The 23,537-nt window shown below is 72.4% G+C and carries 20 protein-coding genes; 17 read left to right on the forward strand and 3 right to left on the reverse strand.

Annotation, left to right across the window (positions count from 1 at the left end; all coding sequences use genetic code 11):
- Positions 1 to 118 precede the first annotated feature (118 nt).
- The 9 genes from IE182_RS12820 to IE182_RS12860 all read left to right on the forward strand — a co-directional run bounded on the left by IE182_RS12820 (position 119) and on the right by IE182_RS12860 (position 10,676).
- A complete protein-coding gene (locus tag IE182_RS12820) occupies positions 119 to 901 on the forward strand; it encodes an enhanced serine sensitivity protein SseB (protein ID WP_190109896.1) in 783 nt (260 codons plus the stop codon).
- 72 nt (positions 902 to 973) lie between these two features.
- The gene (locus tag IE182_RS12825; RefSeq protein ID WP_229844768.1) at positions 974 to 1,768 is read left to right on the forward strand and encodes an enhanced serine sensitivity protein SseB C-terminal domain-containing protein; all 795 of its coding nucleotides are present in this window, start codon (positions 974 to 976) and stop codon (positions 1,766 to 1,768) included.
- A gap of 380 nt (positions 1,769 to 2,148) precedes the next feature.
- Complete coding sequence (locus IE182_RS12830; RefSeq protein WP_190109897.1) at positions 2,149 to 3,147, forward strand: ABC transporter permease; 999 nt, start codon at positions 2,149 to 2,151, stop codon at positions 3,145 to 3,147.
- 113 nt (positions 3,148 to 3,260) lie between these two features.
- Positions 3,261 to 5,039: an ABC transporter substrate-binding protein gene (locus IE182_RS12835; protein WP_190110047.1), complete on the forward strand. Its 1,779-nt coding sequence runs from the start codon at positions 3,261 to 3,263 to the stop codon at positions 5,037 to 5,039.
- Positions 5,040 to 5,161: 122 nt separating this feature from the next.
- Positions 5,162 to 6,160, forward strand: a complete 999-nt coding sequence (locus IE182_RS12840; RefSeq protein WP_190109898.1) for an ABC transporter permease — start codon at positions 5,162 to 5,164, stop codon at positions 6,158 to 6,160.
- Positions 6,157 to 7,239, forward strand: coding sequence for an ABC transporter ATP-binding protein (locus tag IE182_RS12845; protein WP_190109899.1), 1,083 nt, complete (start codon positions 6,157 to 6,159; stop codon positions 7,237 to 7,239). Before IE182_RS12840 ends, IE182_RS12845 begins: the two co-directional genes overlap by 4 nt.
- Before the next feature lie 11 nt (positions 7,240 to 7,250).
- Positions 7,251 to 8,294, forward strand: a complete 1,044-nt coding sequence (locus IE182_RS12850) for an ABC transporter ATP-binding protein (protein ID WP_190109900.1) — start codon at positions 7,251 to 7,253, stop codon at positions 8,292 to 8,294.
- A gap of 126 nt (positions 8,295 to 8,420) precedes the next feature.
- On the forward strand, positions 8,421 to 9,968 hold the full coding sequence (locus IE182_RS12855; RefSeq protein ID WP_190109901.1) for a M1 family metallopeptidase: 1,548 nt from the start codon (positions 8,421 to 8,423) through the stop codon (positions 9,966 to 9,968).
- A 39-nt stretch (positions 9,969 to 10,007) separates the two neighbouring features.
- Positions 10,008 to 10,676 carry a trimeric intracellular cation channel family protein gene (locus IE182_RS12860; RefSeq protein WP_190109902.1) on the forward strand — a complete coding sequence of 223 codons (669 nt, stop codon included), beginning with the start codon at positions 10,008 to 10,010 and terminating at the stop codon, positions 10,674 to 10,676.
- A gap of 67 nt (positions 10,677 to 10,743) precedes the next feature.
- On the opposite strand, the gene IE182_RS12865 is transcribed toward IE182_RS12860, so the two are convergent.
- Positions 10,744 to 11,325: a TIGR03086 family metal-binding protein gene (locus IE182_RS12865; protein ID WP_190109903.1), complete on the reverse strand. Its 582-nt coding sequence runs from the start codon at positions 11,323 to 11,325 to the stop codon at positions 10,744 to 10,746.
- A 177-nt stretch (positions 11,326 to 11,502) separates the two neighbouring features.
- On the opposite strand from IE182_RS12865, the gene IE182_RS12870 reads away from it, so the two are divergent.
- The 3 genes from IE182_RS12870 (at position 11,503) to mnmA (ending at position 14,947) form a co-directional block, all read left to right on the forward strand.
- Positions 11,503 to 12,471: a helix-turn-helix transcriptional regulator gene (locus IE182_RS12870; protein ID WP_190109904.1), complete on the forward strand. Its 969-nt coding sequence runs from the start codon at positions 11,503 to 11,505 to the stop codon at positions 12,469 to 12,471.
- 52 nt (positions 12,472 to 12,523) lie between these two features.
- Positions 12,524 to 13,693 carry a cysteine desulfurase family protein gene (locus tag IE182_RS12875; protein ID WP_190109905.1) on the forward strand — a complete coding sequence of 390 codons (1,170 nt, stop codon included), beginning with the start codon at positions 12,524 to 12,526 and terminating at the stop codon, positions 13,691 to 13,693.
- A gap of 105 nt (positions 13,694 to 13,798) precedes the next feature.
- Entirely contained in the window at positions 13,799 to 14,947 is a 1,149-nt protein-coding gene (gene mnmA, locus IE182_RS12880; RefSeq protein WP_190109906.1) for a tRNA 2-thiouridine(34) synthase MnmA, read from the forward strand.
- 58 nt (positions 14,948 to 15,005) lie between these two features.
- Here mnmA and IE182_RS12885 read toward each other — a convergent pair whose 3' ends face one another.
- Both IE182_RS12885 and IE182_RS12890 read right to left on the reverse strand, forming a co-directional pair.
- Positions 15,006 to 15,626 carry a hypothetical protein gene (locus IE182_RS12885; RefSeq protein ID WP_190109907.1) on the reverse strand — a complete coding sequence of 207 codons (621 nt, stop codon included), beginning with the start codon at positions 15,624 to 15,626 and terminating at the stop codon, positions 15,006 to 15,008.
- A 212-nt stretch (positions 15,627 to 15,838) separates the two neighbouring features.
- Complete coding sequence (locus IE182_RS12890; protein WP_190109908.1) at positions 15,839 to 16,294, reverse strand: hypothetical protein; 456 nt, start codon at positions 16,292 to 16,294, stop codon at positions 15,839 to 15,841.
- Between the two features lie 236 nt (positions 16,295 to 16,530).
- On the opposite strand from IE182_RS12890, the gene IE182_RS12895 reads away from it, so the two are divergent.
- From IE182_RS12895 to IE182_RS12915, 5 genes are all read left to right on the forward strand, one after another.
- Positions 16,531 to 17,070, forward strand: coding sequence for an LOG family protein (locus IE182_RS12895; RefSeq protein WP_190109909.1), 540 nt, complete (start codon positions 16,531 to 16,533; stop codon positions 17,068 to 17,070).
- Between the two features lie 14 nt (positions 17,071 to 17,084).
- Entirely contained in the window at positions 17,085 to 17,783 is a 699-nt protein-coding gene (locus tag IE182_RS12900; protein WP_190109910.1) for an SDR family oxidoreductase, read from the forward strand.
- A 31-nt stretch (positions 17,784 to 17,814) separates the two neighbouring features.
- Positions 17,815 to 18,843, forward strand: coding sequence for a methionine synthase (locus IE182_RS12905; RefSeq protein ID WP_190109911.1), 1,029 nt, complete (start codon positions 17,815 to 17,817; stop codon positions 18,841 to 18,843).
- An 8-nt stretch (positions 18,844 to 18,851) separates the two neighbouring features.
- Complete coding sequence (ligA, locus tag IE182_RS12910; protein WP_190109912.1) at positions 18,852 to 21,107, forward strand: NAD-dependent DNA ligase LigA; 2,256 nt, start codon at positions 18,852 to 18,854, stop codon at positions 21,105 to 21,107.
- Positions 21,108 to 21,280: 173 nt separating this feature from the next.
- Complete coding sequence (locus IE182_RS12915; RefSeq protein WP_190109913.1) at positions 21,281 to 23,386, forward strand: putative bifunctional diguanylate cyclase/phosphodiesterase; 2,106 nt, start codon at positions 21,281 to 21,283, stop codon at positions 23,384 to 23,386.
- Positions 23,387 to 23,537: the final 151 nt, after the last annotated feature.

A 23,537-nucleotide genomic window follows, 5' to 3' on the forward strand; every position in this document is an offset into this window, starting at 1 on the left:
GGAGCCCGCGAAGACCCGCCGGAGCGCCCCCGGCCCGCGCCGGGCACCTGCCCCGGACGCGGAGGGGACCCAGCCGTTAAGGTGCGGGTTGCGTGGTGATCAGTCGGCATGGGGACAGGTGAACGTGTCCGAGGAATACGGATGGGGACCGGGCCAGGGCGGTGCGGCCGCGGCGTGGCCCGCCAACGAGCTCGAGGAGGTGCTCGCCTCTTCCGTCGGCGTGCCCGGCTCCGGCGCCCGCATCGTGGAGGTGCTCGGCCGCAGCAGCCTGTGGATCCCGCTGCCGGCCGGCGGCGGCAACGACAGCCCCGACCTCGACCTGCCCACCCTGGAGCTGGACGGCGCCGCCTACGTGCCGGTGTTCAGCTCCCACGAGCAGTTCCTGCGCGTCGCCGGGGACCGGATGCCCTTCGCCGTCGCCCCCGCCGTGGAGTTCGCCCGCGGCCTGCCCCCGCAGGTGGGCATCGCGGTCAATCCGGACGGCGAGGTCGCCGTGCCCCTGCCGCCGCCCGCCGTCGCCGAGCTGTGCCGGGCCGGCCGCCTGGTCCTGGACGGCGACGCCACCGGCGGCCGGGTGCGCCTGTTCGAGCCGGACTGGCAGGAGGACCCGACCGCCTTCCTGGCGGCCGCCGGCCGCCAGTTCGCGGCCACCGGCGTCGTACGGACCGCGCGCCGCACGCTGGCCAGCGTGGAGGGCGGCGCCCCGGCGCTGTTCATCGGCGTCGAGCTGGACCTGCCCGACCCGCCGAGCCGCACCGCGGCCGTGGAGGCCCTCAGCCGGGCGCTCGCCGAGGAGCCCGTGGCCTGGCCCGTCCAGATGGTCTTCCTCGACGTCGCGCACGACCCCGTCGGCGACTGGACGCGCGACCGCGTGCGTCCGTTCTACGACCGTGACCTGTGACAGCTCTCATGCCCGCCGCCGCGGGCTCGTAAGCTGGTGGGAACAGACGGCCAAGAGAAGAGGCGGACCCAGGTGAGCGCGGGCGCGGAGAGCGGCGTGGAGCAGGTGCTGCGCCAGGTGGCGCCCGGCCGGTACGACACGTACGAGGCGCTGTTGGGCGCCCTCGCCGAGGGCCGGGTCTGGATGCTGCTGTGGCACGGTCAGGCCGGCTCGCCCGACGCCCAGTACGGCAACATGGAGGTCGACGGCCTCGGCTACGCCCCCTGCGTGACCTCCGCCCAGGAGCTCGCCGCCAGCGGCTGGAACCGCGCCCACGAGGTGGTCTCCGGCCGGGCCGTCGCCGCCTCGCTCTACCCCGACCGCTGGGGCCTGTGGCTCAACCCGCACGCCCCCGGCGGCGGCGTCGGCATCCCCTGGGCCGACCTGCGCCGCATCACCGCCGGCCTGGACCGGCTGCCCGCCGGGCCGCTGCTGCTCAGCGAACCGGCCGTGGACATCCCGCAGTTCTACGCCCTGCTGGGGCAGAACGCCCACCGCACGCCCGCCGTCCGCGCGCTGCGCCGCGCCTGGGTGCAGCCCGCCCTGGGCACGCCGTACCTGGCCGTCGGGCTCGACCTGTACGACACCTCCGCCGCGGCCGTGGAATCGGTGCGGCTGATGATGCAGCAGTCCGTCGGAGTGGTCCCGGAGGGGCTCCCGGTCTCGACGGTGTCCCTCGCGGACGAGTACGACCCCGTGGCGATGTGGATGCGGGCCAACGCCCGGCCGTTCTTCGACCGCGACGCCTACGGCGGCACGGCCGCCCCCGCGCCGGCCGCCGGCTACGGCTACCCGCCGCAACAGGGGTGGCAGGCGGGGACGTACTGACCCGTACGCCTCGCCGCCGCCCCGCTCGGGGCGCCCGGATGTCCGTATAACGGAAGCCCCCTACGCACATCACGGTTGCGCATCCTTTGCGGATGAGGTCTGGCGGGTGATCGCAGGGGCGTTGAAGACTCCCGCCAACAAGGGCCGAGGCCCCTGCGTACGACTCGCTCCGCCGTGCCGCCGCTCCGCCGTACGACCTGCTCCGCGTGTTCGTCCCGCACCTTCGCACCTGCTCCGCGTGTACATCCCGCACCGTCGCACCTGCTCCGTGTGTACGTCCTGCACCTCCGCACCACTCGCACCTGATGTGAACCAGCCGCGTTCCGCACGCGGCGTGCGTCGGGCCGGCCTCCTGCCGGTCGAGAGGGGTCCACCAGACGATGACGGCACCACTGCACGACACGAACGCGGCCGAGACCGCAGCCGTCGATGTCGCCGCGGGCGTCCCCGCGAAGGCCATCGAGGGCCGTTCCCCCTGGCGTATCGCCTGGATCCGGCTCAAGCGCGACAAGGTGGCCCTGACCGGCGGCATCGTGGTGCTGCTGCTCATCCTCGTCGCGATCTTCGCGCCGGTGATCGTGGGGCTCCTCGGGCATCCGCCGAACGAATTTCATGAAGAAACGATTGATCCGCTGTTCAGCACCCCCAAGGAGGCGTGGGGAGGCATCAGTTCGGACTTCCTCTTCGGCGTCGAACCGGGCAACGGCCGCGACGTGTTCAGCCGCGTGGTCTACGGCGCCCGGGTCTCGCTGCTCGTGGCCTTCCTGGCGGCGGTGGTCGCCGTGGTGATCGGTACGGTGCTGGGCATCGTCGCCGGCTACTTCGGCGGCTGGATCGACGCCGTCGTGAGCCGGGTGATGGACCTGCTGCTGGCCTTCCCCCAGCTGCTGTTCATCATCGCGCTGGTGTCCGTCGTCCCCAACTCGCTGTGGGGGCTGTCGGGTTCGGGCGTCCGCATGGCCGTGCTCATCGCGGTGATCGGCTTCTTCGGCTGGCCCTACGTGGGGCGCATCGTGCGCGGCCAGACCCTCTCGCTCAGGGAGCGCGAGTACGTCGAGGCGGCCCGCAGCCTGGGGGCGGGGCGGCTGTACATCCTCTTCCGGGAGCTGCTGCCCAACCTGGTGGCGCCGATCACCGTCTACGCCACGCTGATGATCCCGACCAACGTGCTCACCGAGGCCGCGCTGAGCTTCCTCGGTGCGGGCGTGAAGCCGCCCACCGCCTCCTGGGGGCAGATGCTCTCCAAGGCCGTCTCGACCTACGAGGCCGACCCGATGTTCATGATCATCCCCGGCCTGGCCATCTTCGTCACCGTGCTGGCCTTCAACCTCTTCGGCGACGGCGTGCGCGACGCGCTGGACCCGAAGGGCTCGCGCTGACGCGCGCCCGCCCCGCACCGCCTGTGCACGCCGCCCCTGTCGATCCGTCAGGAGGGCGTTCCCGACATCCGCCGGCCCGTTTCCCGGGCGGCGACAATCACGGAGGTCGCGACATCTTGACACACCGGAGTTCATCGAGGCGCAGACTGGCCGCCGGGGCGGCCCTCGTGGTCGCGGCCCTGGTCGGCACCGCCGCGTGCGGCGGCGGGGGCAGCAGCAAGAAGGAGGGCAAGGACGGCAAGGCGGCGGGCTTCAACGCCGCCGTCGACAAGCTGGCCGGCGCCTCCGACAAGAAGGGCGGCGAGCTGAAGTTCATCGGCACCCAGGACGCCGACAGCTGGGACCCCCAGCGCGGCTACTACGGGTTCATGTGGGACTTCGCCCGCTACTACACCCGCACCCTGGTGACGCCCAAGCCCGCCCCCGGCGGGGAGAGCTCGACGGTCGTACCGGACATGGCCACCGACACCGGCCGGATCTCCGCCGACAAAAAGACCTACACCTTCACGCTCCGTGACGGGCTGACCTGGGAGGACGGCCAGCCCATCACCGCGCAGCACATCAAGTACGGCATCGAGCGCACCTGGGCCACGGACAAGATCTCCGGCGGCCCGCTGTGGCTGATGCAGGTCCTGGACCCGGACAAGAAGTACAAGGGCCCGTACAAGGACGAGAGCAAGGACAAGCTCGGGCTGCAGGCCATCGAGACGCCCGACGAGAAGACCATCGTCTTCAAACTGCCCAAGCCCAACGGCGACTTCCTGCAGATGCTGGCCCTGCCCGCGGCGTCCCCCGTGCGCCCGGACAAGGACACCGTCGAGAAGTACGGGCAGAAGCCCTTCTCCAGCGGCCCCTACAAGTGGGTCTCCTACGAGCCCAACAAGGGCCTGGAGCTGGTGCGCAACGACAAGTGGAACCGTGACTCCGACCCGGTCCGCAAGGCCCTGCCGGACAAGATCACGGTCAAGCTCACCACCAACGCCGACGACATGGACAACCGTCTGATCGCCGGCGACTACGACCTCGACCTCAACGCCACCGGCATGGGCTCGGCCGGCCGGCAGAAGGCCCTGCAGTCGGCCAAGGCCAACGTCGACAACCCGCAGACCGGCTTCATCCGCTACGCGGCCTTCCCCAAGACCGTCGCGCCCTTCGACAACGAGCACTGCCGCAAGGCCGTCATCCTCGCCGCCGACCACACCTCGCTGCAGACCGCCCGCGGCGGCCCCGAGGCGGGCGGTGACATCGGCACCAGCATGCTGCCGCCGGCCGTCAAGGGCTACGACCCCGGCTACGACCCCTTCCAGCTCAAGCAGGGCAAGCCCGACGAGGCCAAGGCCAAGGAGGAGCTGAGGGCCTGCGGCAAGCCCGAGGGCTTCAAGACCACGATCGCCGTCCGCAACAACAAGCCGCCGGAGATCGCCACCGCCGAATCGCTCCAGGCGTCCTTGAAGAAGGTCGGCATCGAGGCCCAGATCGACCAGTACGACGGCGCCCAGTCCACCGGCATCATCGGCGCCCCCAAGAACGTCAAGGCCAAGAACTACGGCATCATCATCATGGGCTGGGGCGCGGACTTCCCCAGTGGTCAGGGCTTCCTGCAGCCCATCGCGGACGGCCGCTTCATCCAGGAGAGCGGCAACCAGAACTACCCCGAGCTGAACGACCCCGAGGTCAACAAGATCTTCGACCGGGCCATCGCGGAGACCGACCCGGCGAAGGCCGGGAAGATCTACCAGGAAGCCAACAAGAAGATCACCGAAGGCGCCTGGTACCTGCCCTTCACCTACGAGAAGAACATCATCTGGCGCAGCTCCCGGCTCACCAACGTCTACACGGCCGACTCCTACAACGGCCGCTACGACTACGCCTCCCTCGGTGTCGTCAAGTGACAGTCCGTCCGCTCCACCGGCGCACCCGCCGCTAGGCCCGAAGGGCAGGTGAGGGCCGCTGCGCGGCGGCCCGGGGCGGCCCCCCCTCGGGGGAGCCCCGGGCCACCGCCGGGCCGACCGCAGTGTTCGCTTACATCGTCCGACGGCTGATCGCCGTCATCGTGATGCTGCTCGTGGTCACGCTGGTGACCTTCGGCATCTTCTTCGCGATCCCCAAGCTCACCGGGGCCGATCCCGCCGCTCTGTACGTCGGCAAGCAGGCGGACCCGGCGACCATCGAGGGCATCCGGGAGAAGCTGGGCCTCAGCGACCCGATCCTCGTGCAGTTCTGGCACTTCGTCTCCGGCATCCCCGCCGGCCGCGACTACTCCGGCGGCGGCAGCTCCGTGCACTGCGACGCGCCCTGCTTCGGCTACTCCTTCCGCACCGAGCAGGCCATCTGGCCCGTGCTGCAGGACCGGCTGCCGGTGACCCTCTCGCTCGCCGCGGGCGCCTGCGTGCTGTGGCTGGTGGGCGGCGTCATCACCGGCGTCGTCTCCGCGCTCAAGCGCGGCAGCCTGTGGGACCGGGCGGCCATGACCGTCGCCCTCGGCGGCGTCTCCCTGCCGATCTACTTCACCGGCCTGCTCTCCCTCGCCGTCTTCTCCTACGGCCTGGGCTGGCTGGACGGCGAGTACGTCGACTTCGCCGAGGATCCGGGGCAGTGGTTCGCCGGCCTGATCCTGCCCTGGGTCACCCTCGCCTTCCTCTACGCGGCCATGTACGCCCGCCTCACCCGGGCCACCATGCTGGAGATCCTCGGCGAGGACTACATCCGCACCGCCCGTGCCAAGGGGCTGCGGGAGCCGGTCGTCATCGGCAAGCACGCCATGCGCTCCACGATGACCCCCGTCCTCACCATCCTCGGCATGGACCTCGGCGCCCTCGTCGGTGGCGCGATCCTCACCGAGACCACCTTCAACCTGCCCGGCCTCGGCCAGGCGGCGGTCAAGGCGATCGGCGACCGCGACCTGCCGCTGATCCTCGGGGTGACGCTCATCGCCGCGACCGCGGTCGTCGTCGCCAACCTGGTGGTGGACCTCCTGTACGCCGTGATCGACCCCCGAGTGAGGCTCTCATGACGACCGCACCCACCGCGGGAGGGGCGCCCACCTCCTTCCTCGAAGTGCGCGACCTGCGCATCCACTTCCCCACCGACGACGGTCTCGTGAAGTCCGTCGACGGGCTCTCCTTCCGGCTGGAGAAGGGCCGCACCCTCGGCATCGTCGGCGAGTCCGGCTCCGGCAAGTCGGTGACCTCGCTGGGCATCATGGGCCTGCACACCGTCGGGCAGTACGGGCGGCGCAAGGCCCGCATCTCCGGCGAGATCTGGCTCGACGGCAAGGAGCTGATGAGCGCCGACCCCGACGAGGTGCGCCGGCTGCGCGGCCGCGAAATGGCGATGATCTTCCAGGATCCGCTGTCGGCCATGCACCCCTACTTCACCGTCGGCGCCCAGATCGTCGAGGCGTACCGGGTCCACCACGACGTCGACAAGAAGACCGCCCGCACCCGTGCCGTCGAACTGCTGGACAGGGTCGGCATCCCGCAGCCCGACCGGCGCGTCGACGACTACCCGCACCAGTTCTCCGGCGGCATGCGCCAGCGCGCGATGATCGCCATGGCGCTGGTCAACAACCCCGAGCTGCTCATCGCCGACGAGCCGACCACGGCCCTGGACGTGACCGTGCAGGCGCAGATCCTCGACCTGATCCGCGACCTGCAGAAGGAGTTCGGCTCCGCCGTCATCGTCATCACCCACGACCTGGGCGTCGTCGCCGAACTGGCCGACGACATCCTGGTGATGTACGGCGGCCGCTGCGTCGAGCGCGGCCCCGCCGAGCAGGTCTTCCACGCGCCCCAGCACCCCTACACCTGGGGCCTGCTCGGCTCCATGCCGCGCATCGACCGCGAGCAGACCGAACGCCTCATCCCGGTCAAGGGCTCCCCGCCCAGTTTGATCAACGTGCCCGACGGCTGTGCCTTCAACCCGCGCTGCCCCTACGCCGACCTCCCCAAGGGGGGCATCACCCGCACCGAGCGCCCCGAGCTGCGCCCGGTGCCGGACGCGGGGGACGGCCGGCCGCACCTGACCGCCTGCCACCTGCCGCAACAGGACCGCACGCGGATCTGGAACGAAGAGATCGCGCCCAAGCTGTGAAGGAACCGGAGATGAGCATCCCGAAGCAGCCGGCGCCCGCGGCGGCCGAGCCCCTCCTCAAGGTCGAGGGCCTCGTCAAGCACTTCCCCATCACCAAGGGGCTGCTGCGCCGTCAGGCGGGCGCGGTGCAGGCCGTGGACGGCCTGGACTTCGAGGTCCGCGCGGGCGAGACCCTGGGCGTGGTGGGGGAGTCCGGCTGCGGCAAGTCGACCATGGGCCGGCTGATCACCCGGCTGCTGGAACCCACCGCCGGCACCATCGCGTTCGACGGGCGGGACATCAGCCACCTGGGGGTGGCCGGCATGCGGCCGATGCGCCGCGACATCCAGATGATCTTCCAGGACCCGTACTCCTCGCTGAACCCCCGGCACACGGTCGGCACGATCGTCGGCGCCCCGTTCCGGCTCCAGGGCATCACGCCCGAGGGCGGGGTGAAGAAGGAGGTCCAGCGGCTGCTGGAGCTCGTCGGCCTCAACCCCGAGCACTACAACCGCTATCCGCACGAGTTCTCCGGCGGCCAGCGGCAGCGCATCGGCATCGCCCGGGCCCTCGCCCTCAAGCCCAGGCTCGTGGTCGCCGACGAGCCCGTCTCCGCGCTCGACGTCTCCATCCAGGCCCAGGTCGTCAACCTGCTCGACGACCTGCAGGACGAACTCGGGCTCACGTACGTGATCATCGCGCACGACCTGTCCGTCATCCGGCACGTCTCGGACCGCATCGCCGTGATGTACCTCGGCAAGATCGTGGAGCTCACCGACCGCAGCTCCCTCTACGCCGCGCCCCTGCATCCGTACACCAAGGCCCTGCTGTCCGCCGTGCCCGTGCCGGACCCCCGGCGGCGCGCCCGGCGCGAGCGCATCCTGCTCACCGGCGACGTGCCCTCGCCGATCTCCCCGCCGCCGGGCTGCCGCTTCCACACCCGGTGCTGGAAGGCGACCGAGGTCTGCAAGCAGCAGGAGCCGCCCCTGACGGCACTGCTCCCCGGGCACCGGGTGGCGTGCCACCACCCGGAGGAGGCTCCCACCGAAGCAGTAAGGGAAGGTGCGCCCGCATAGGGGCCGTGCCAAGCTGACTTCCGATGCCCGTGACAGCAATCCGGCACACGTGAGCACCGCGAGAGGGGAGGGTGCAGAGTCGGCGCGTCCGCTGGCAGAGGGCTCGCGCGTGCGAAGGGACGGCTCATGGCACTCTCCCGCCCGACCCGGCACCACTCCATACGCAGGACCCGGCAGCGCGTCGTGCGCCGGGCCCGGCAGCACCTGATACGCCCGGCGCGGCGCCGCCTCCTCCACCCGGCCCGGTGCCGGCCGGGGCGCTGGTTCCTCGCCCTGGCCACCGCGGCGGCGTCCGTCTTCGTGCTGGTCTCCAGCCCCGTCACCGCCCCGGCCGCCACCCTCCCCGCCCCCGGCGCGGCGGGCATAGGCGACCCGTACTTCCCCGGCCTCGGCAACGGCGGCTTCGACGTCCGCCACTACGACCTGGACGTCGGCTACGCCCCCGACACCGGCCGGCTCGACGGCCGGGCGACGCTCACCGCGCGGACCACACGGAGCCTGTCCGCCTTCAACCTGGACCTGCAGCAGCTCAAGGTCACCTCGGTCGAGGTGAACGGCCTGCCCGCCGCCTTCACCCGCGAGGGCGGCGAACTGAGGATCCACCCGGTGATCCCGCTGCCCCAGGGCCGCACCTTCACCACCACCGTCGTCTACGGCGGCGTACCCCGCCCGCTCAGCGGCCCCATCGTCTTCGGCTCCAAGTACGGCTGGATGAAGACCAAGGACGGCGTCTTCGTCGGCTGCGAGCCCAACGGCGCCTCCACCTGGTTCCCGGCCAGCGACCACCCCACCGACAAGGCGACCTTCGACATCCGCATCAGGGCCCCCAGGGGACTGACCGCGGTCTCCAACGGCCGGCTGCTCGCCACCCACGAGCGGGGCCGGACCACCGTCGCCCACTGGCGGGAGTCCAAGCCCATGGCGCCCTACCTGGCCACCGCCACCATCGGGAAGTTCGACGTCAAGAAGGGCACCACCCCCGGCGGCATCCCCGTCTACGTCGCCACCGACCCCGCCCTGGCCGGCGGCCTCGACTTCTACGGCATCACGGCCGAGGCCACCGACCACTGGTCGAAGGTCTTCGGCCCGTACCCCTTCGAGGAGACCGGCGCCGTCGTCGACGACATGCCGGAGGCGGAGTTCTCGCTGGAGACCCAGACCAAGCCCGTCTTCTCGGCCGTGCGCGACGAGTCGACCGTCGTCCACGAGCTGGCGCACCAGTGGTTCGGCGATTCCGTCTCGGTGCGGCAGTGGAAGGACATCTGGCTCAACGAGGGCTTCGCCACCTACGCCGAGTGGCTGTGGGACGAGCACAAGGGGCGCAGGACCACCCACCAGTCCTTCCTGGCGGCGTACCAGGAGCACAAGCCCGACGACCCCTTCTGGAAGATCAACATTGCCGATCCGCAGCGCGACACCATGTTCTCCCGGGCCGTCTACTTCCGCGGCGCGATGACCCTGCAGGTGCTGCGCGAGCGGATCGGCGACCGGGCGTTCTTCCGGCTGCTGCCGCTGTGGACCAAGCTGCACCGGCACGGCAACGTCCGCACCTCCCAGTTCACCGGGCTCGCCGAGGCGGTCTCCCGCAAGGACCTCGGCGATCTCTTCGCCACCTGGCTCTCGCGCCCCGGGCGGCCGCCGCTGCCCGCGCCCGGCGGCGGCGCCCGCAGGTAGCTTGTCAGGGACACCGTCCGCGGCGAGTAAGAATGTCGCGTGCTCACCGATCTGTTCAGTCCCTCCGTCCAGCACTCGCTCGACCTCGCCGGGATCTTCGTCTTCGCCATCTCCGGCGCGCTGCTCGCCGTCCGCAAGAACTTCGACGTCTTCGGCATGGCGGTCCTGGCAGAGGTCACCGCGCTGGGCGGCGGGCTGTTCCGGGATCTGATCATCGGTGCCGTGCCGCCCGCGGCCTTCACGGACCTGGGCTACTTCCTCACCCCCCTGGTGGCCACGCTGATCGTCTTCTTCCTCCACCCGGAGGTGGAGCGGATCACCAAGGCGGTGAACGTCTTCGACGCCGCCGGCCTCGGGCTCTTCTGCGTCGCCGGCACCGTCAAGGCGTACGGGCACGGGCTCGGCCTCACCTTCGCGGCGACCCTCGGGCTGGCCACGGCCGTCGGCGGCGGCGTGCTGCGCGACGTGCTCGCCCACGAGGTGCCCTCGCTGCTGCGCTGGGACCGCGACCTGTACGCTGTGCCGGCCATGGTCGGCTCCACCATGGCCGCGCTGCTGATCCACTACGGCGCCCTCAACGTCACCACCAGCATGCTCTCGGCCGCCACGGCGTTCGTGCTGCGCCTGCTGGCCATGCACTACAACTGGCGGGCCCCGCGCGCCTGGCACCGGCGCAGCGCGGCGACCGAGGATCCTACTGCCGGGTAATCAACGGGCGTAACGTTTCCGCGCCCTCGGCGCCCCACGCCGCCGTGGCCCCGGCGGGCGCGCGCGGCTAGACCGTACGGCCCAGCCAGGCCGCCAGCCGCGCGTACGCGTCCGCCCCCTCGGGCGCCGGCTGCACCGGCCCGAACGGCACGCCCTCCCCGCGCCGCCCGGCCGGTACGAACTCCCGCGCCCAGCCCAGGGCGAGCTCCGCGAGCTCCTGGTCGAGGGGGAGCGGGTGCCCCACGGCCTGCGCGAGGTCCCCTGTGTGGGCCACCGTCTCCAGCACCATGCCCGACGTCAGGAAGACCCGGCCCGGGAACGTCCCCCACGGCAGCTCCAGCACCCGCTCCAGCGCCGCGTCGTCCGCCCACGCGGCGGCGAGGCGGGCCCGGGCCTCGTCGTAGGCGCGTCCCCAGCCGTTGTCCGGCACGCCGGCCGGCGGCTCGCCCCACGCGACCTCGCCCGTCTCGCCGATCACCGCCCCGTCCTGCACGCCGGAGACGAGGTGCGCGAGCAGATCGCGCACGTCGAATGCGGCGCACGGCGTCGGGTCGCCGAGCCGGGCGGCCGGCACGGCGGCGACGAGCGCCGCCAGCTGGGCGGTGGCGCGGTCGACGAGGGGACGGGGGTCGAAGGCGGTGGTGGTCATGACGGCTCCTTGTCCGGCGGCCCGGCTGCCCGGGGTGATCGGTTCGGGAACAGCTTCCGTGCATAACCTGACACCTGCCGTCATGTTTTCCGGCGAGACCGACACGACGGCGCGCCCCGCCGGAGGACCTGCCCCGGCGCCCCCGACGGACCGCACCCGAAAGGCACGGCGACCCCCGTGAAGTCCGACCGCCTGCTGTCGATACTCCTGCTGCTCCAGACCCGCGGGCGGGTGCCCGCCGCCGAACTCGCCCAGCGCCTCGACGTGTCGGTGCGCACCATCTACCGCGACGTCGAAGCGCTCTCCGCGGCCGGCGTCCCCGTCTACACCGAACGCGGCCGCCACGGCGGCATCGCGCTGCTCCCCGGCTACCGCACGGACGTCACCGGGCTGACCGCCGACGAGGCCCGCGCCCTGTTCGTCCTCGCCGCCGAGGGCACGCACTCCGCCCTCGGCCTCGAAGGCGCCCTCGGCTCCGCGCTCCGCAAGGTCATGGCCGCCCTGCCCGCCCCGCACCGCCCCGCCGCCGAGGCCACCAGCCGGCGCGTCCTCGTCGACCCCGTCCGCTGGATGAGGACCCCGGCACCCGCCCCCGCCGTGGACGTCGAGGACCTTCACACGGCGGTCTTCACCGACCGCCGGCTGCGGCTGCACTACCGGCACGGCGGCAGCAGCGAGCCGCGCGCCTACACCGTCGACCCCTACGGGCTCGTCGCCAAGGCCGGCGTCTGGTACCTCGTCGCGGACCGCGACGGCGAGCCGCGGCTCTTCCGCGCGGACCGCGTGGGCGCGGCCGCCGTCACCGACGCACCCGTCCGCCGCCGTGCGGGCGTGGAGCTGGCGGACGTCTGGGACGCGCTGCGCCGGGACGTCGAACAACGGCCGGCGGACGTGCTGGTCACCGCCCGGATCCGGCGCTCCCGCCTCGACATGTTCCTCCGCCTGCACGGCCCCCTGCTCACCGGCCCGCCCTCCGGCGGCGACCCGGCCACCGTGGAGCTCGCCCTGCCCGAGGTCCGTTCCGCCCGGGCACTGCTGTCCTTCGGACCGGACCTGGAGGTGCTGTCCCCGGAGGCGGTGCGCGAGGACCTGGCGCAGCTGGCGGCGGCGGTCGTGGCGCAGTACGCGCCCGCCCCCCGCCCGTGACCTGGAACGCTCGCTACCGCCCCGGGGGCCACCTCGTAGAATCGTGCCCACCATGGCCTACCTCGACCACGCCGCCACCACCCCGATGCTTCCGGAGGCGGTGCAGGCGATGACCGCCCAGCTCGCCCTCGCCGGAAACGCCTCCTCGCTGCACGCCGCCGGGCGGCGGGCGCGCCGCACCGTCGAGGAGGCGCGCGAATCGCTCGCGGCCTCGCTCGGCGCGCGCCCCAGCGAAGTGGTGTTCACCGCGGGCGGCACCGAAGCCGACAACCTCGCCGTCAAGGGCCTGTTCTGGGCGCGCCGCGCCGCCGACCCGGCCCGTACGCGCGTGCTGGCCAGCCCCGTGGAGCACCATGCCGTGCTCGACGCCGTCGACTGGCTCGCCACCCACGAGGGCGCGAACGTCGAATACCTGCCGGTCGACGCCTGCGGACGCGTGCACCCCCAGGCGCTGCGCGAGGCGATCGCCCGGAACCCCGCCGACGTGGCCCTGGCCACCGTCATGTGGGCCAACAACGAGATCGGCACCGTCATGGCGGTGCGCGAACTGGCCGAGGCGGCCGCCGAGTTCGACGTCCCGCTGCACTCCGACGCCGTGCAGGCGTACGGCCAGCTGGACGTCGGCTTCGCCGCCTCCGGGCTGGCCGCGATGACCGTCACCGCCCACAAGGTCGGAGGCCCGTACGGGGTCGGCGCCCTGCTGCTGGGCCGCCAGTACGCCCCCGTGCCGCTGCTGCACGGCGGCGGGCAGGAGCGGCACGTGCGCTCCGGGACGCTGGACGTGCCGGCCATCGCCGCGTTCGCCGTCGCGGGCACGCTGGCCGCCGAGCGGCGCCCGGACTTCGCGCGCGAGGTGGGGGCGCTGCGGGACGAGCTGATCGCCGGCGTCCGGGCGGCCGTGCCGGAGGCGGTCCTCGGCGGCGACCCGGACCCGGCGGGCCGGCTGCCCGCCAACGCCCACTTCTCCTTCCCCGGCTGCGAGGGCGACTCGCTCCTGCTGCTCCTGGACGCCCAGGGCATCGAGTGCTCCACGGGCTCGGCCTGCACGGCCGGCGTCGCCCAGCCCAGCCACGTCGTCCTGGCGACGGGGACGGATCCCGAGCTGGCGCGGGGGACGCTGCGCTTCTCTTTGGGGCACACGTCGACGCGCGACGACGTCGCGGCGGTCGTCGAGGCCATCGGCCCGGTGGTGGAGCGGGCCCGGAGCGCGGGGCTGAGCTAGCGGGCCGATTTCAGCCCGTCCGGCGTTTGAGGACCGGGGTCCGGGGCGGAGCCCCGGAAAACGGTGGGACCGGGCCCCTCACCCGCCCCGTACCCTGGTAGGGCTATGACTGACTTCCCGGGTGCACCCGATCCCCAGGCCCCCCGCAAGGGACTCCGCGTTCTGGCCGCCATGTCCGGCGGCGTCGACTCCGCCGTCGCCGCGGCCCGCGCCGTCGAGGCCGGCCACGACGTGACCGGCGTGCACCTCGCGCTGTCCGCGAACCCCCAGTCCTTCCGGACGGGCGCCCGCGGCTGCTGCACCATCGAGGACTCCCGCGACGCCCGTCGCGCCGCCGACGTCATCGGCATCCCCTTCTACTGCTGGGACCTCGCCGAGCGTTTCCGCGAGGACGTCGTCGAGGACTTCGTCGCCGAGTACGAGGCCGGGCGCACCCCGAACCCCTGCCTGCGCTGCAACGAGAAGATCAAGTTCGCGGCGCTGCTCGACAAGGCGCTCGCGCTGGGCTTCGACGCGGTGTGCACCGGTCACTACGCCACGGTCGTCGTCAACGAGGACGGCACCCGCGAGCTGCACCGGGCCAGCGACATGGCCAAGGACCAGTCGTACGTGCTGGGCGTCCTGGACGACAGGCAGCTGGCCCACGCGATGTTCCCGCTGGGCGACACGCTCACCACCAAGGACGAGATCCGCGCCGAGGCCGAGCGGCGCGGCCTGGCCGTGGCGAAGAAGCCCGACAGCCACGACATCTGCTTCATCGCCGACGGCGACACCCAGGGCTTCCTGGCCAAGCGCCTGGGCAAGGCCGAGGGCGACATCGTCGACGAGTCCGGCACCAAGATCGGCACCCACGAGGGGGCCTACGGCTTCACCATCGGCCAGCGCAAGGGCCTGCGCATCGGCCACCCCGCCCCGGACGGCAAGCCGCGCTACGTCCTGGACATCTCCCCGGTGAACAACACGGTGACGGTCGGCCCGGCGGCGTCCCTGGACGTCTCGGCGCTGACGGCGATCAAGCCGCGCTGGTGCGGGGCCGCCCCGCAGGGCCCGGGCACGTACACCGCCCAGCTGCGGGCGCACGGCGGCGAGACCGAGGTGACGGCGGAGCTGGTCGGCGACGAGCTCCGGGTGACCTTCACCGAGCCGGTCCGCGGCGTGGCCCCGGGCCAGGCGATCGTGCTCTACGACGACACGCGCGTGGTCGGCTCGGCGACGATCGCGGCGACGGAGCGGGTGCGGGCGCAGAGCGCCTGAGGCGTCCCGGACGCCGGAGGCGGGGGTCGCTCACGAGCCCCCGCCTCCGGTTTCGGGATCAGTGCTCGATCGTCCGCAGGACGTTGGTGACCTCGCACTTGCCGCCGCTGTTCGGGGAGCCCGGCTTGGGGACGTACGGGGTGGAGACGTCGAGCGTGCTCGTCTTGCCCGGCATCACGTAGGGCATCGACGGGTTGCGGGTGGTGACGGTGCCGTCGGGGGCGGTGAACTTCACCGTCAGGCGGTAGGTGTACTTGAGCGTGGCGCTGCTGTTGGTGGCGCTGAGCTTGGCCGTGATGCCCAGGCGGTCGGTGTAGGCGCAGTCGTTGATCTTGACGTCGCGCATGGCGTCGTTGCGGCTGCCGCCGGAGCCGCCGATGGTGGTCGACGAGCCGCCCGTCGTGGAGTCGCCCGAGGTGCCGGACGTGGTGGTGCCGCCGGTGGTCGTGCCACCGCTGGTCGTACCGCCGCTCGTGGTGCTGCCGAACGTGCCGCCGGAGGAGTCGCCGCCGGTGGTGCCGCTGCTGGTGCCGCCGCTGGTCGACGAGCCGCCCGAGGAGGAGCTGCTGCTGTGGCTGGATCCGCCACCGCAGCTGCCGCCGTGGTGACCGCGTGCGCCCGTCAGGGCGACGACGACGAGTGCGCTGACGGCGACCGCGCGGGCATGACGAAGCTTCACGCTGAGAACTCCCCCGTTGGAGTGGCTTGTTTTCGAAGTGGCTTGTTTCCCTGCTCGATTGACGAGCGCACGTCACGCTAACAACGCCTTTACAGGCCGCCAAATCCAGGAGCGTTCTGTGACGCGGTCGCGACGGAACGGGTTCCGAACCAGAACGCGAGCTGGCCGAAAACAGGCCATAGGGGCCCTGCCGGGGCAAGGCCCCCGCGGGCTCAGCCGATGCTGCGGACCACGTCGGTGATCTCGCACTTGGCGCCGGTGGTGGAAGCCCCCGGCTTGGGGGTGTACGGGGTCGCGACGTCGGCCGTGTCGGTGCGGCCGGGGCGGACGTAGGGGAGGGAGGGGGTCTGGGTGGCCAGGGGAGTGCCGTCCGGGGCCGTGAACTTCACGGTGACCTTGTACGTGTAGGACGCCGTCGCACTGCCGTTGGTGGCGCTCAGCTGGGCCGTGATGCCCTTCTTGTCGGCATATGCGCAATTGGAGATCTCGACGTCCCTGCGGGCGTCGCCGGCATCGTCCTCGCCGGTCGCGGTGCCGGCGGTGGGCGTGGCGTCCGAGCCAGAGCCCTGCTCGCCCGAATCGCTGCTGCATCCGCTCCCGCTCGCCCCGGTGAGGGCGATGACGGCGAATCCGGACACGGCGGCGGCGCGGAGGTAACGAAGCTTCACTATGGCTGCTCTCAGTAAATTGCTTGGATTTGCGCCCGTTGTGGGGGATGGGGGAGGGCGTGTCGGCGGGGTCGCCGACGGGCCCCGTCACGTTAGACAGCCCGTCGGCCCATGGCCATACCGGCGGTAACACCGTGATGGGTTTGCGATACAACAGATTCCGAACCCTGACCGGGGGCCGGTTTAAACCCGTGCATAGCCACCGACCCGCGTCTATGCGGCGTACCGTGGCGCTTATGAACATCACCGTCTTCTGCTCCGCCGCCGACCTCGACGACCGCTACACCGCACCGGCCCGCGAGTTCGCGGCCCTCATCGGCAAGGGCGGGCACACGCTGGTGTGGGGCGGGTCGGAGTCGGGGCTGATGAAGGTGATGGCCGACGGCGTGCAGGACCACGGCGGGCGCCTGGTGGGGGTCACGGTGGAGTTCCTCGCCGCGAAGGCCCGCAAGAACGCCGACGAGATGCTGGTGACCGAGGACCTCGCCGCCCGCAAGGCGCAGTTGCTGGCGCGCGGCGACGCCGTCGTCGTCATGGTGGGCGGCACCGGCACCCTGGACGAGGCCACGGAGATCCTGGAGCTGAAGAAGCACGGACTGCACGACAAGCCCGTGGTGCTGCTGAACGCGGCCGGCTTCTACGACGGTCTCAAGCAGCAGTTCCAGCGGATGGAGGCGGAGGGCTTCCTGCCGCTCCCCCTCACCGACCTGGTCTTCTTCGCCGAGGACGGCGTGGGGGCGATGACCTACCTGGAGGAGTCCGCAAGGGTGCGCTAGGGCAAGCTGGGGACATGGCAACACATCTGATCACCGGTGCAGGCTCGGGAATCGGCGAGGCGGTCGCCCAGCGCCTGCACGAGCGCGGCGACGAACTGTGGCTCGTGGCGCGGGACGCGGGCCGGGCCAAGGACCTGGCCGCACGGTTCCCCGGCGCCCACACGCTCGTGGCCGACCTCGACACCCCCGACCGGCTCTCCTGGGCCCTCAGCCACCAGACCCTGCCCGACCGGCTCGACTCCCTCCTGCACATCGCCGGCATCTCGGACCTCGGCGCGGTCGGCGAGCTGAGCACGAAGCGGTGGAACCGCACGCTCGCCGTCAACCTGGTCGCGCCGGCCGAGCTGACCCGCCTGCTCCTGCCGCAGCTGCGCATCTCCCGCGGCCACGTCGTCTTCCTCAACTCCGGTGCCGGGGTGACCGCGCGCCCCGAGTGGGGCGCGTACGCCGCGAGCAAGCACGGCCTGAAGGCGCTGGCCGACTCCCTGCGCGGCGAGGAGCACACCAACGGCGTGCGCGTCACGAGCGTCTACCCCGGCCGCGTGGCCACGCCCATGCAGGCCGGCGTGCAGCAGCAGGAGGGCAACGCCTACACGCCGGACAAGTGGATCGCCCCCTCGTCGGTCGCGGCGACCGTGCTGCTGGCCCTCGACCTGCCGCGCGACGCGGAGATCCACGACCTCTCCGTCCGCCCCGGGTACTCGGGAAGCTGAGCCGGAGGTCGCGGTCTCGTACCCTTCCTGGGTGAGCGAGAAGAACAGCAACCGCCCCCTGTGGGGCGCCGGGACCGCGACCGGCGTCGGCTCGATGCCCGGCGGCGACGCACGCGAGACCGCCAAGACCGTCACCGGGTCGCTGGAGACCCTTCCGCACCTGCCGGAGCTGCCCGCGCGCGGCCCCGGCGCCGACATGATCGGCCGGACCGCCGGCCTGCTGGTCGAGGTCTTCGCGCACGTCGAGCCCAGCGGCTGGCGGATCAGCGACCGGCCCGGCCGCGACACGCGCCGCGCCCGGTCCTGGCTGGGCGAGGACCTCGACGCCCTGGAGGAGTTCACCCAGGAGTACGAGGGAGTGCTGAAGGTCTCGGCCGTCGGGCCGTGGACGCTCGCCGCCGCGCTGGAGCTGCGCGGCGGCGAGGCCGCGCTGAGCGATGCCGGGGCCTGCCGGGACCTCACCGCCTCCCTCGCCGAGGGCCTGCGGGCGCACCTCGCGGAGGTGCGCCGCCGGATCCCGGGCGCCCGCGTCGTGCTGCAGCTGGACGAGCCGTCGCTGCCCGCCGTGCTGCGCGGGCAGGTCCGCACCGCCAGCGGCTACCGCACCCACCGTGCCGTCGACCGGGCCGTGGTGGAGGGCGCGCTGCGGGAACTGGCGGCCGTGGCGCAGGAGAGCCCCGGCGGAGCGCTCGTCGTGCACTCGTGTGCTCCCGGCGTCCCCTTCGCGCTGCTGCGCCGGGCCGGCGCCACGGGCGTCTCGTTCGATTTCTCGCTCCTCACCGAGCGTGAGGACGAGGCGATCGGTGAGGCCGTCGAGGCGGGCACGACCCTCTTCGCGGGCGTGGTGCCCGGCGTGGACAGCCCATTGTCAGACCCTGCCGGTAGCGTCATGGGTGTCAGGACGCTGTGGCGCAGGCTGGGGCTGTCGCCGGGGACTCTCGCCGAGTCCGTGGTGGTCACCCCCTCGTGCGGGCTCGCGGGCGCTTCGCCCGCATATGCCCGCGCGGCCCTCGCGCACTGCGTCCGGGCGGCGAAATCACTCGCAGACAACCCTGAGTGACGGCGCTCATGGATCAACGGGAGGACGAGACGGTGGCTGTCGAACAGCAAGGCGAAGAGCTCGAAGCGCTCGCGGCGCAGGCCGCGGTGCCCGCGAAGGCGCGGGAGAAGCACGCACTGCTGGCCGAGCAGGTCGAGGAGCACCGCTTCCGCTATTACGTCAAGGACGCCCCCGTCGTCAGCGACGCCGAGTTCGACACCCTCCTGCGCGAACTGGAGGCGCTGGAGGAGGAGTACGCGCCGCTGCGCACCCCCGACTCGCCCACCCAGAAGGTGGCGGGGGCGTACCAGACGGAGTTCACCTCCGTCGAGCACCGCGAGCGCATGCTCTCCCTCGACAACGCCTTCGACGACGAGGAGCTGGGCGCCTGGGCCGACCGCATCGCCAAGGACATCGGCGAGGGCACCCGCTACCACTACCTGTGCGAGCTGAAGGTCGACGGCCTCGCCGTCAACCTGACGTACGAGAACGGCCGGCTCACCCGCGCCGCCACGCGCGGCGACGGCCGCACCGGCGAGGACATCACGCCGAACATCCGCACCATCGAAGAGATCCCCGACCGGCTCCAGGGCGACCGCATCCCCGCGCTCGTCGAGGTGCGCGGCGAGGTCTACTTCCCGATGGAGAAGTTCGAGGAGCTCAACGCCCGTCTGGTGGAGGCGGGCAAGGCCCCCTTCGCCAACCCGCGCAACGCGGCGGCCGGTTCGCTGCGCCAGAAGGACCCGCGCGTGACCGCCACCCGGCCCCTGCACATGGTGGTGCACGGCGTCGGCGCGCGCGAGGGCTTCGCCATCGACCGCCAGTCGCAGGCGTACGACCTGCTGCGCGCATGGGGCCTGCCGACCGCCGCGCACGCCCAGGTGCTCGACTCCCTGGACGACGTGCGGAAGTTCATCGCGCACTACGGCCAGCCGAAGGTCCGGCACTCCATGGAGCACGAGATCGACGGCGTCGTCGTCAAGCTCGACGAGATCCCCCTCCAGGGGCGCCTCGGCTCCACCGCGCGCGCCCCGCGCTGGGCCATCGCCTGGAAGTACCCGCCCGAGGAGGTCAACACCAAGCTCCTCGACATCCGCGTCGGCGTCGGCCGCACGGGCCGGGTGACCCCGCAGGCGGTCTTCGAGCCCGTCACCGTCGCCGGATCCGAGGTCGAGTTCGCCACCCTGCACAACCAGGAGGTCGTCAAGGCCAAGGGCGTCCTCATCGGCGACACCGTCGTCATCCGCAAGGCGGGCGACGTGATCCCCGAGGTCCTCGGCCCCGTGGTGGACCTGCGCGACGGCACCGAGCGGGAGTTCGTGATGCCCGCCGAGTGCCCGGAGTGCGGCACAGGGCTGCGCCCGATGAAGGAAGGGGACATCGACCTGCGGTGCCCCAACGCCCGCTCCTGCCCGGCCCAGACCCGTGAGCGGCTCTACTACCTGGTGGGCCGCGAGTGCCTCGACATCGAGAACTTCGGCTACGTGGCGGCCACCGCCCTCACCCAGCCGCTGGAGCCCGCCACCCCGCCCATGGCGAACGAGGGCGACCTCTTCGGTCTGACGATCGAGGAGCTGCTGCCCATCAAGTCGTACGTGGTGGACCCGGACAGCGGCCTGCCCAAGCGCGACCCCAAGACGGGCGAGGCGAAGGTCGTCACCTTCTTCGCCAACCAGAAGGGTGAACCGAAGAAGAACGCCCTGGCCATGCTGGAGAACATCCAGGCCGCCAGGCAGCGCCCGCTCGCCCGCGTCATCAACGGCCTGTCCATCCGTCACGTGGGCCCCGTCGCCGCGGCCGCGCTGGCCCGTGAGTTCCGCTCGATCGACCGCATCGCCGCGGCGAGCGAGGAGGAGCTCGCCGCCGTGGAGGGCGTCTCCGACACCATCGCCACCGCGGTCAAGGAGTGGTTCGCCGAGGACTGGCACCGCGAGATCATCGAGAAGTGGCGGGCCGCCGGCGTCCGGATGGAGGAGGAGGCCGCCACGGACGAGGGACCGCGTCCGCTGGCCGGACTCACCGTCGTCGTCACCGGCACCCTCTCGGGCTACACCCGCGACGGCGCGAAGGAGGCGCTGCAGCAGCAGGGCGCGAAGGTGACCGGGTCGGTGTCGAAGAAGACGGACTTCGTGGTCGTCGGTGACAACCCCGGTTCGAAGTTCGACAAGGCGATGCAGCTGAAGGTCCCCGTGCTGGAGGAGGACGGCTTCGTCGTACTCCTGAACGAAGGGCCCGAGGCGGCGCGCGAGGCCGCCGTGCCCCAGGAGGTCACCCCCACGGAGTAATGCCCGCATAGTCAGTGGGCATTACCCCTACAGCGCATACCAGATGGCTGCAGAAGGCCGGATCCCATTCGGGCAACCGCTGCCGATCGCTGCCCGCCGTAGCCTTCTGCGCCCTACTGTTGAGATGTGCGCCTGCCGTGGCGCGGGCACCGCCGGCTGTGAGAGGGACGGGCATGAAACCCACCGACAGCGCCGAACCGGCATCGCGGCCGCGCCGGCTATCCCCGCCCGCGCTGCCCACGGTCTGCGTGGCCCTGGCCGCGCTGGCGTTCACCGTCGGGACGTTCCGCGCGCTCGTCACGGACCGGGCCCTCTTCCCCGGGGGCACCGTCGGCTGGTCGCTGGCGGCGCTCACCGGGCTCATCGTCGCCCATCTCGTCGCCCTCGGGCGCGACCGCTGGTGGGGCGGCACCGGATCCGGTGCCGCCCTGACCCTGGCCGTCCTGCTGCTCTACGGCTGGGTCCCCTCCGCCCTCACCAGCATCGCGGTCGTCACCCTGGTGGCCACCGCCCGGCGCCACCGATGGCGGCAGGCGTTACTGCACGGCGCGGTCGACATCCTCGGCATCGCCGCCGCCGGACTCGCCCTCGCCGCCTGCGGCGTCACCGCCGCCGTCGAGGACCCCTGGCTGCCCGACACCTGGCGGGTCTCCGCCGCCCCCAGGGTCGCCCTCGCCGCGTTCCTCTACCTCGCCGTCACCCGCGCCCTGCTCTGGTACTCCATGGCCCCGCGCGCCGCGCTGACCAGCATCGCCCGCACGGCCCTCATGCGGCAGGCCCTGGTCGGCGGTGCTCTCCTCGGCATCGCCCCGCTCATCGCCGTCGTCGCCGACCACGCGCCCCTGCTGCTGCCGCTCTTCGCGGTGCCCCTCATCGCCCTGGACTCCACCCTCTGGATCGCCCGCGCCCGCGCCGAGGAGCAGCTGCGCGACCCCCTCACCGGCCTGCCCAACCGCCAGTGGCTGCTGGAGCGCACCTGGACCGCCCTGGACGAGGCCGAGCGCGCCGGGGACCGCGCCGCGCTCGTCCTGATCGACCTCGACCGCTTCCGGTCCGTCAACGACACCCTCGGGCACCTCGCCGGTGACCGGCTGCTCCTCCAGATAGCCGAACGGCTGCGCCTCGCCCTCCCGCGCGACGCCGAGGCCGCCCGCCTCGGCGGCGACGAGTTCGCCGTGCTGCTGCCCACCGCCGACTCCCTCACCAGCGCCCAGCGGGTGGCCCGTGCGCTCGTCGCCGACCTGGGCTCGCCCCTCGACCTCGACGGACTCACCCTCGTCCTGGAGGCCAGCGCGGGCGTGGCCGTCTACCCCGACCACGCGCTCGACGCGGAAGGGCTCCTGCGCCGCGCCGACGTGGCGATGTACCAGGCCAAGCGCGACCGCAGCGGCGTCGAGGTCTACGAGGCCCGCCGCGACGGCAACACCCCCGACCGGCTCGGCCTGTTGGGCGACCTCCGGCGCGCCCTGGACGCCGGCGACGTCGAGCTGCACTACCAGCCCAAGGTCGGCTTCGACGGCCATGTGGAGGGGCTGGAGGCGCTCGTGCGGTGGGTCCACCCCGAGCGGGGCCGGGTCTCGCCGGACGAGTTCATCGCCATCGCGGAGTCCTCCGGGCTCATGCCCCGGCTGACCGAGTACGTCCTGGAGACCGCCCTGTGCCAGGTCGCCAAGTGGCGGGCCATGGGCCTGGAGGTCCCGGTCGCCGTCAACGTCTCGCCGCGCGACGTCCACACCCCCGGCTTCGCCGGCTCGGTCGCCGCCCGGCTCGCCCGGCACGGCGTCCCCGCCGGGGCGCTGCAGCTGGAGATAACCGAGCACGTCCTGCTGGAGGACCCCCAGCGGGCCGCGGACACCCTGGCCGGCCTCACCGGCCACGGCGTGAAGATGTCCCTCGACGACTTCGGGACGGGCTACTCCTCGCTCGTCCACCTGCGCCGGCTGCCGGTGAGCGAGCTCAAGATCGACCGTTCGTTCGTCGCCCGGCTCGCCATCGACAACGAGGACGCCGAGATCGTCCGGTGCACCCTCGACCTCGCCCATTCGCTCGGGCTGCTGGTCGTCGCGGAGGGCGTGGAGGACGACGAGACCTGGGAGCGGCTGCGCGACCTGGGGTGCGACGCGGTGCAGGGCTGGCTGGTGGCCGCCGCGATGCCGCCGGACGAGACGACGGCCTGGCTGCGGCTGCGCCACGAGTCCGGGTGGCGCCGGGAGCACGAGCCGCTGGCGGCCGCGGCGGCCGAAGCGGCCGAGGAGGACGCCGACCAGCCGGTGACGTAGCGGCGGGCGGCGCGGCCGGTTTTCCGGCCGGGCAGGGCGAAGATCCACGTGCCGTCGGGCGAAGATCCACCTGCCGCCGCGAAACCGTTTCGCAGGCACGGGCGGCGGCGCCATAGGATTGGGGCGAAAGCCGTACGCCCACCACCACCCA

This window comes from Streptomyces cinnamoneus (assembly GCF_014650495.1).
Lineage (GTDB): Bacteria > Actinomycetota > Actinomycetes > Streptomycetales > Streptomycetaceae > Streptomyces > Streptomyces cinnamoneus.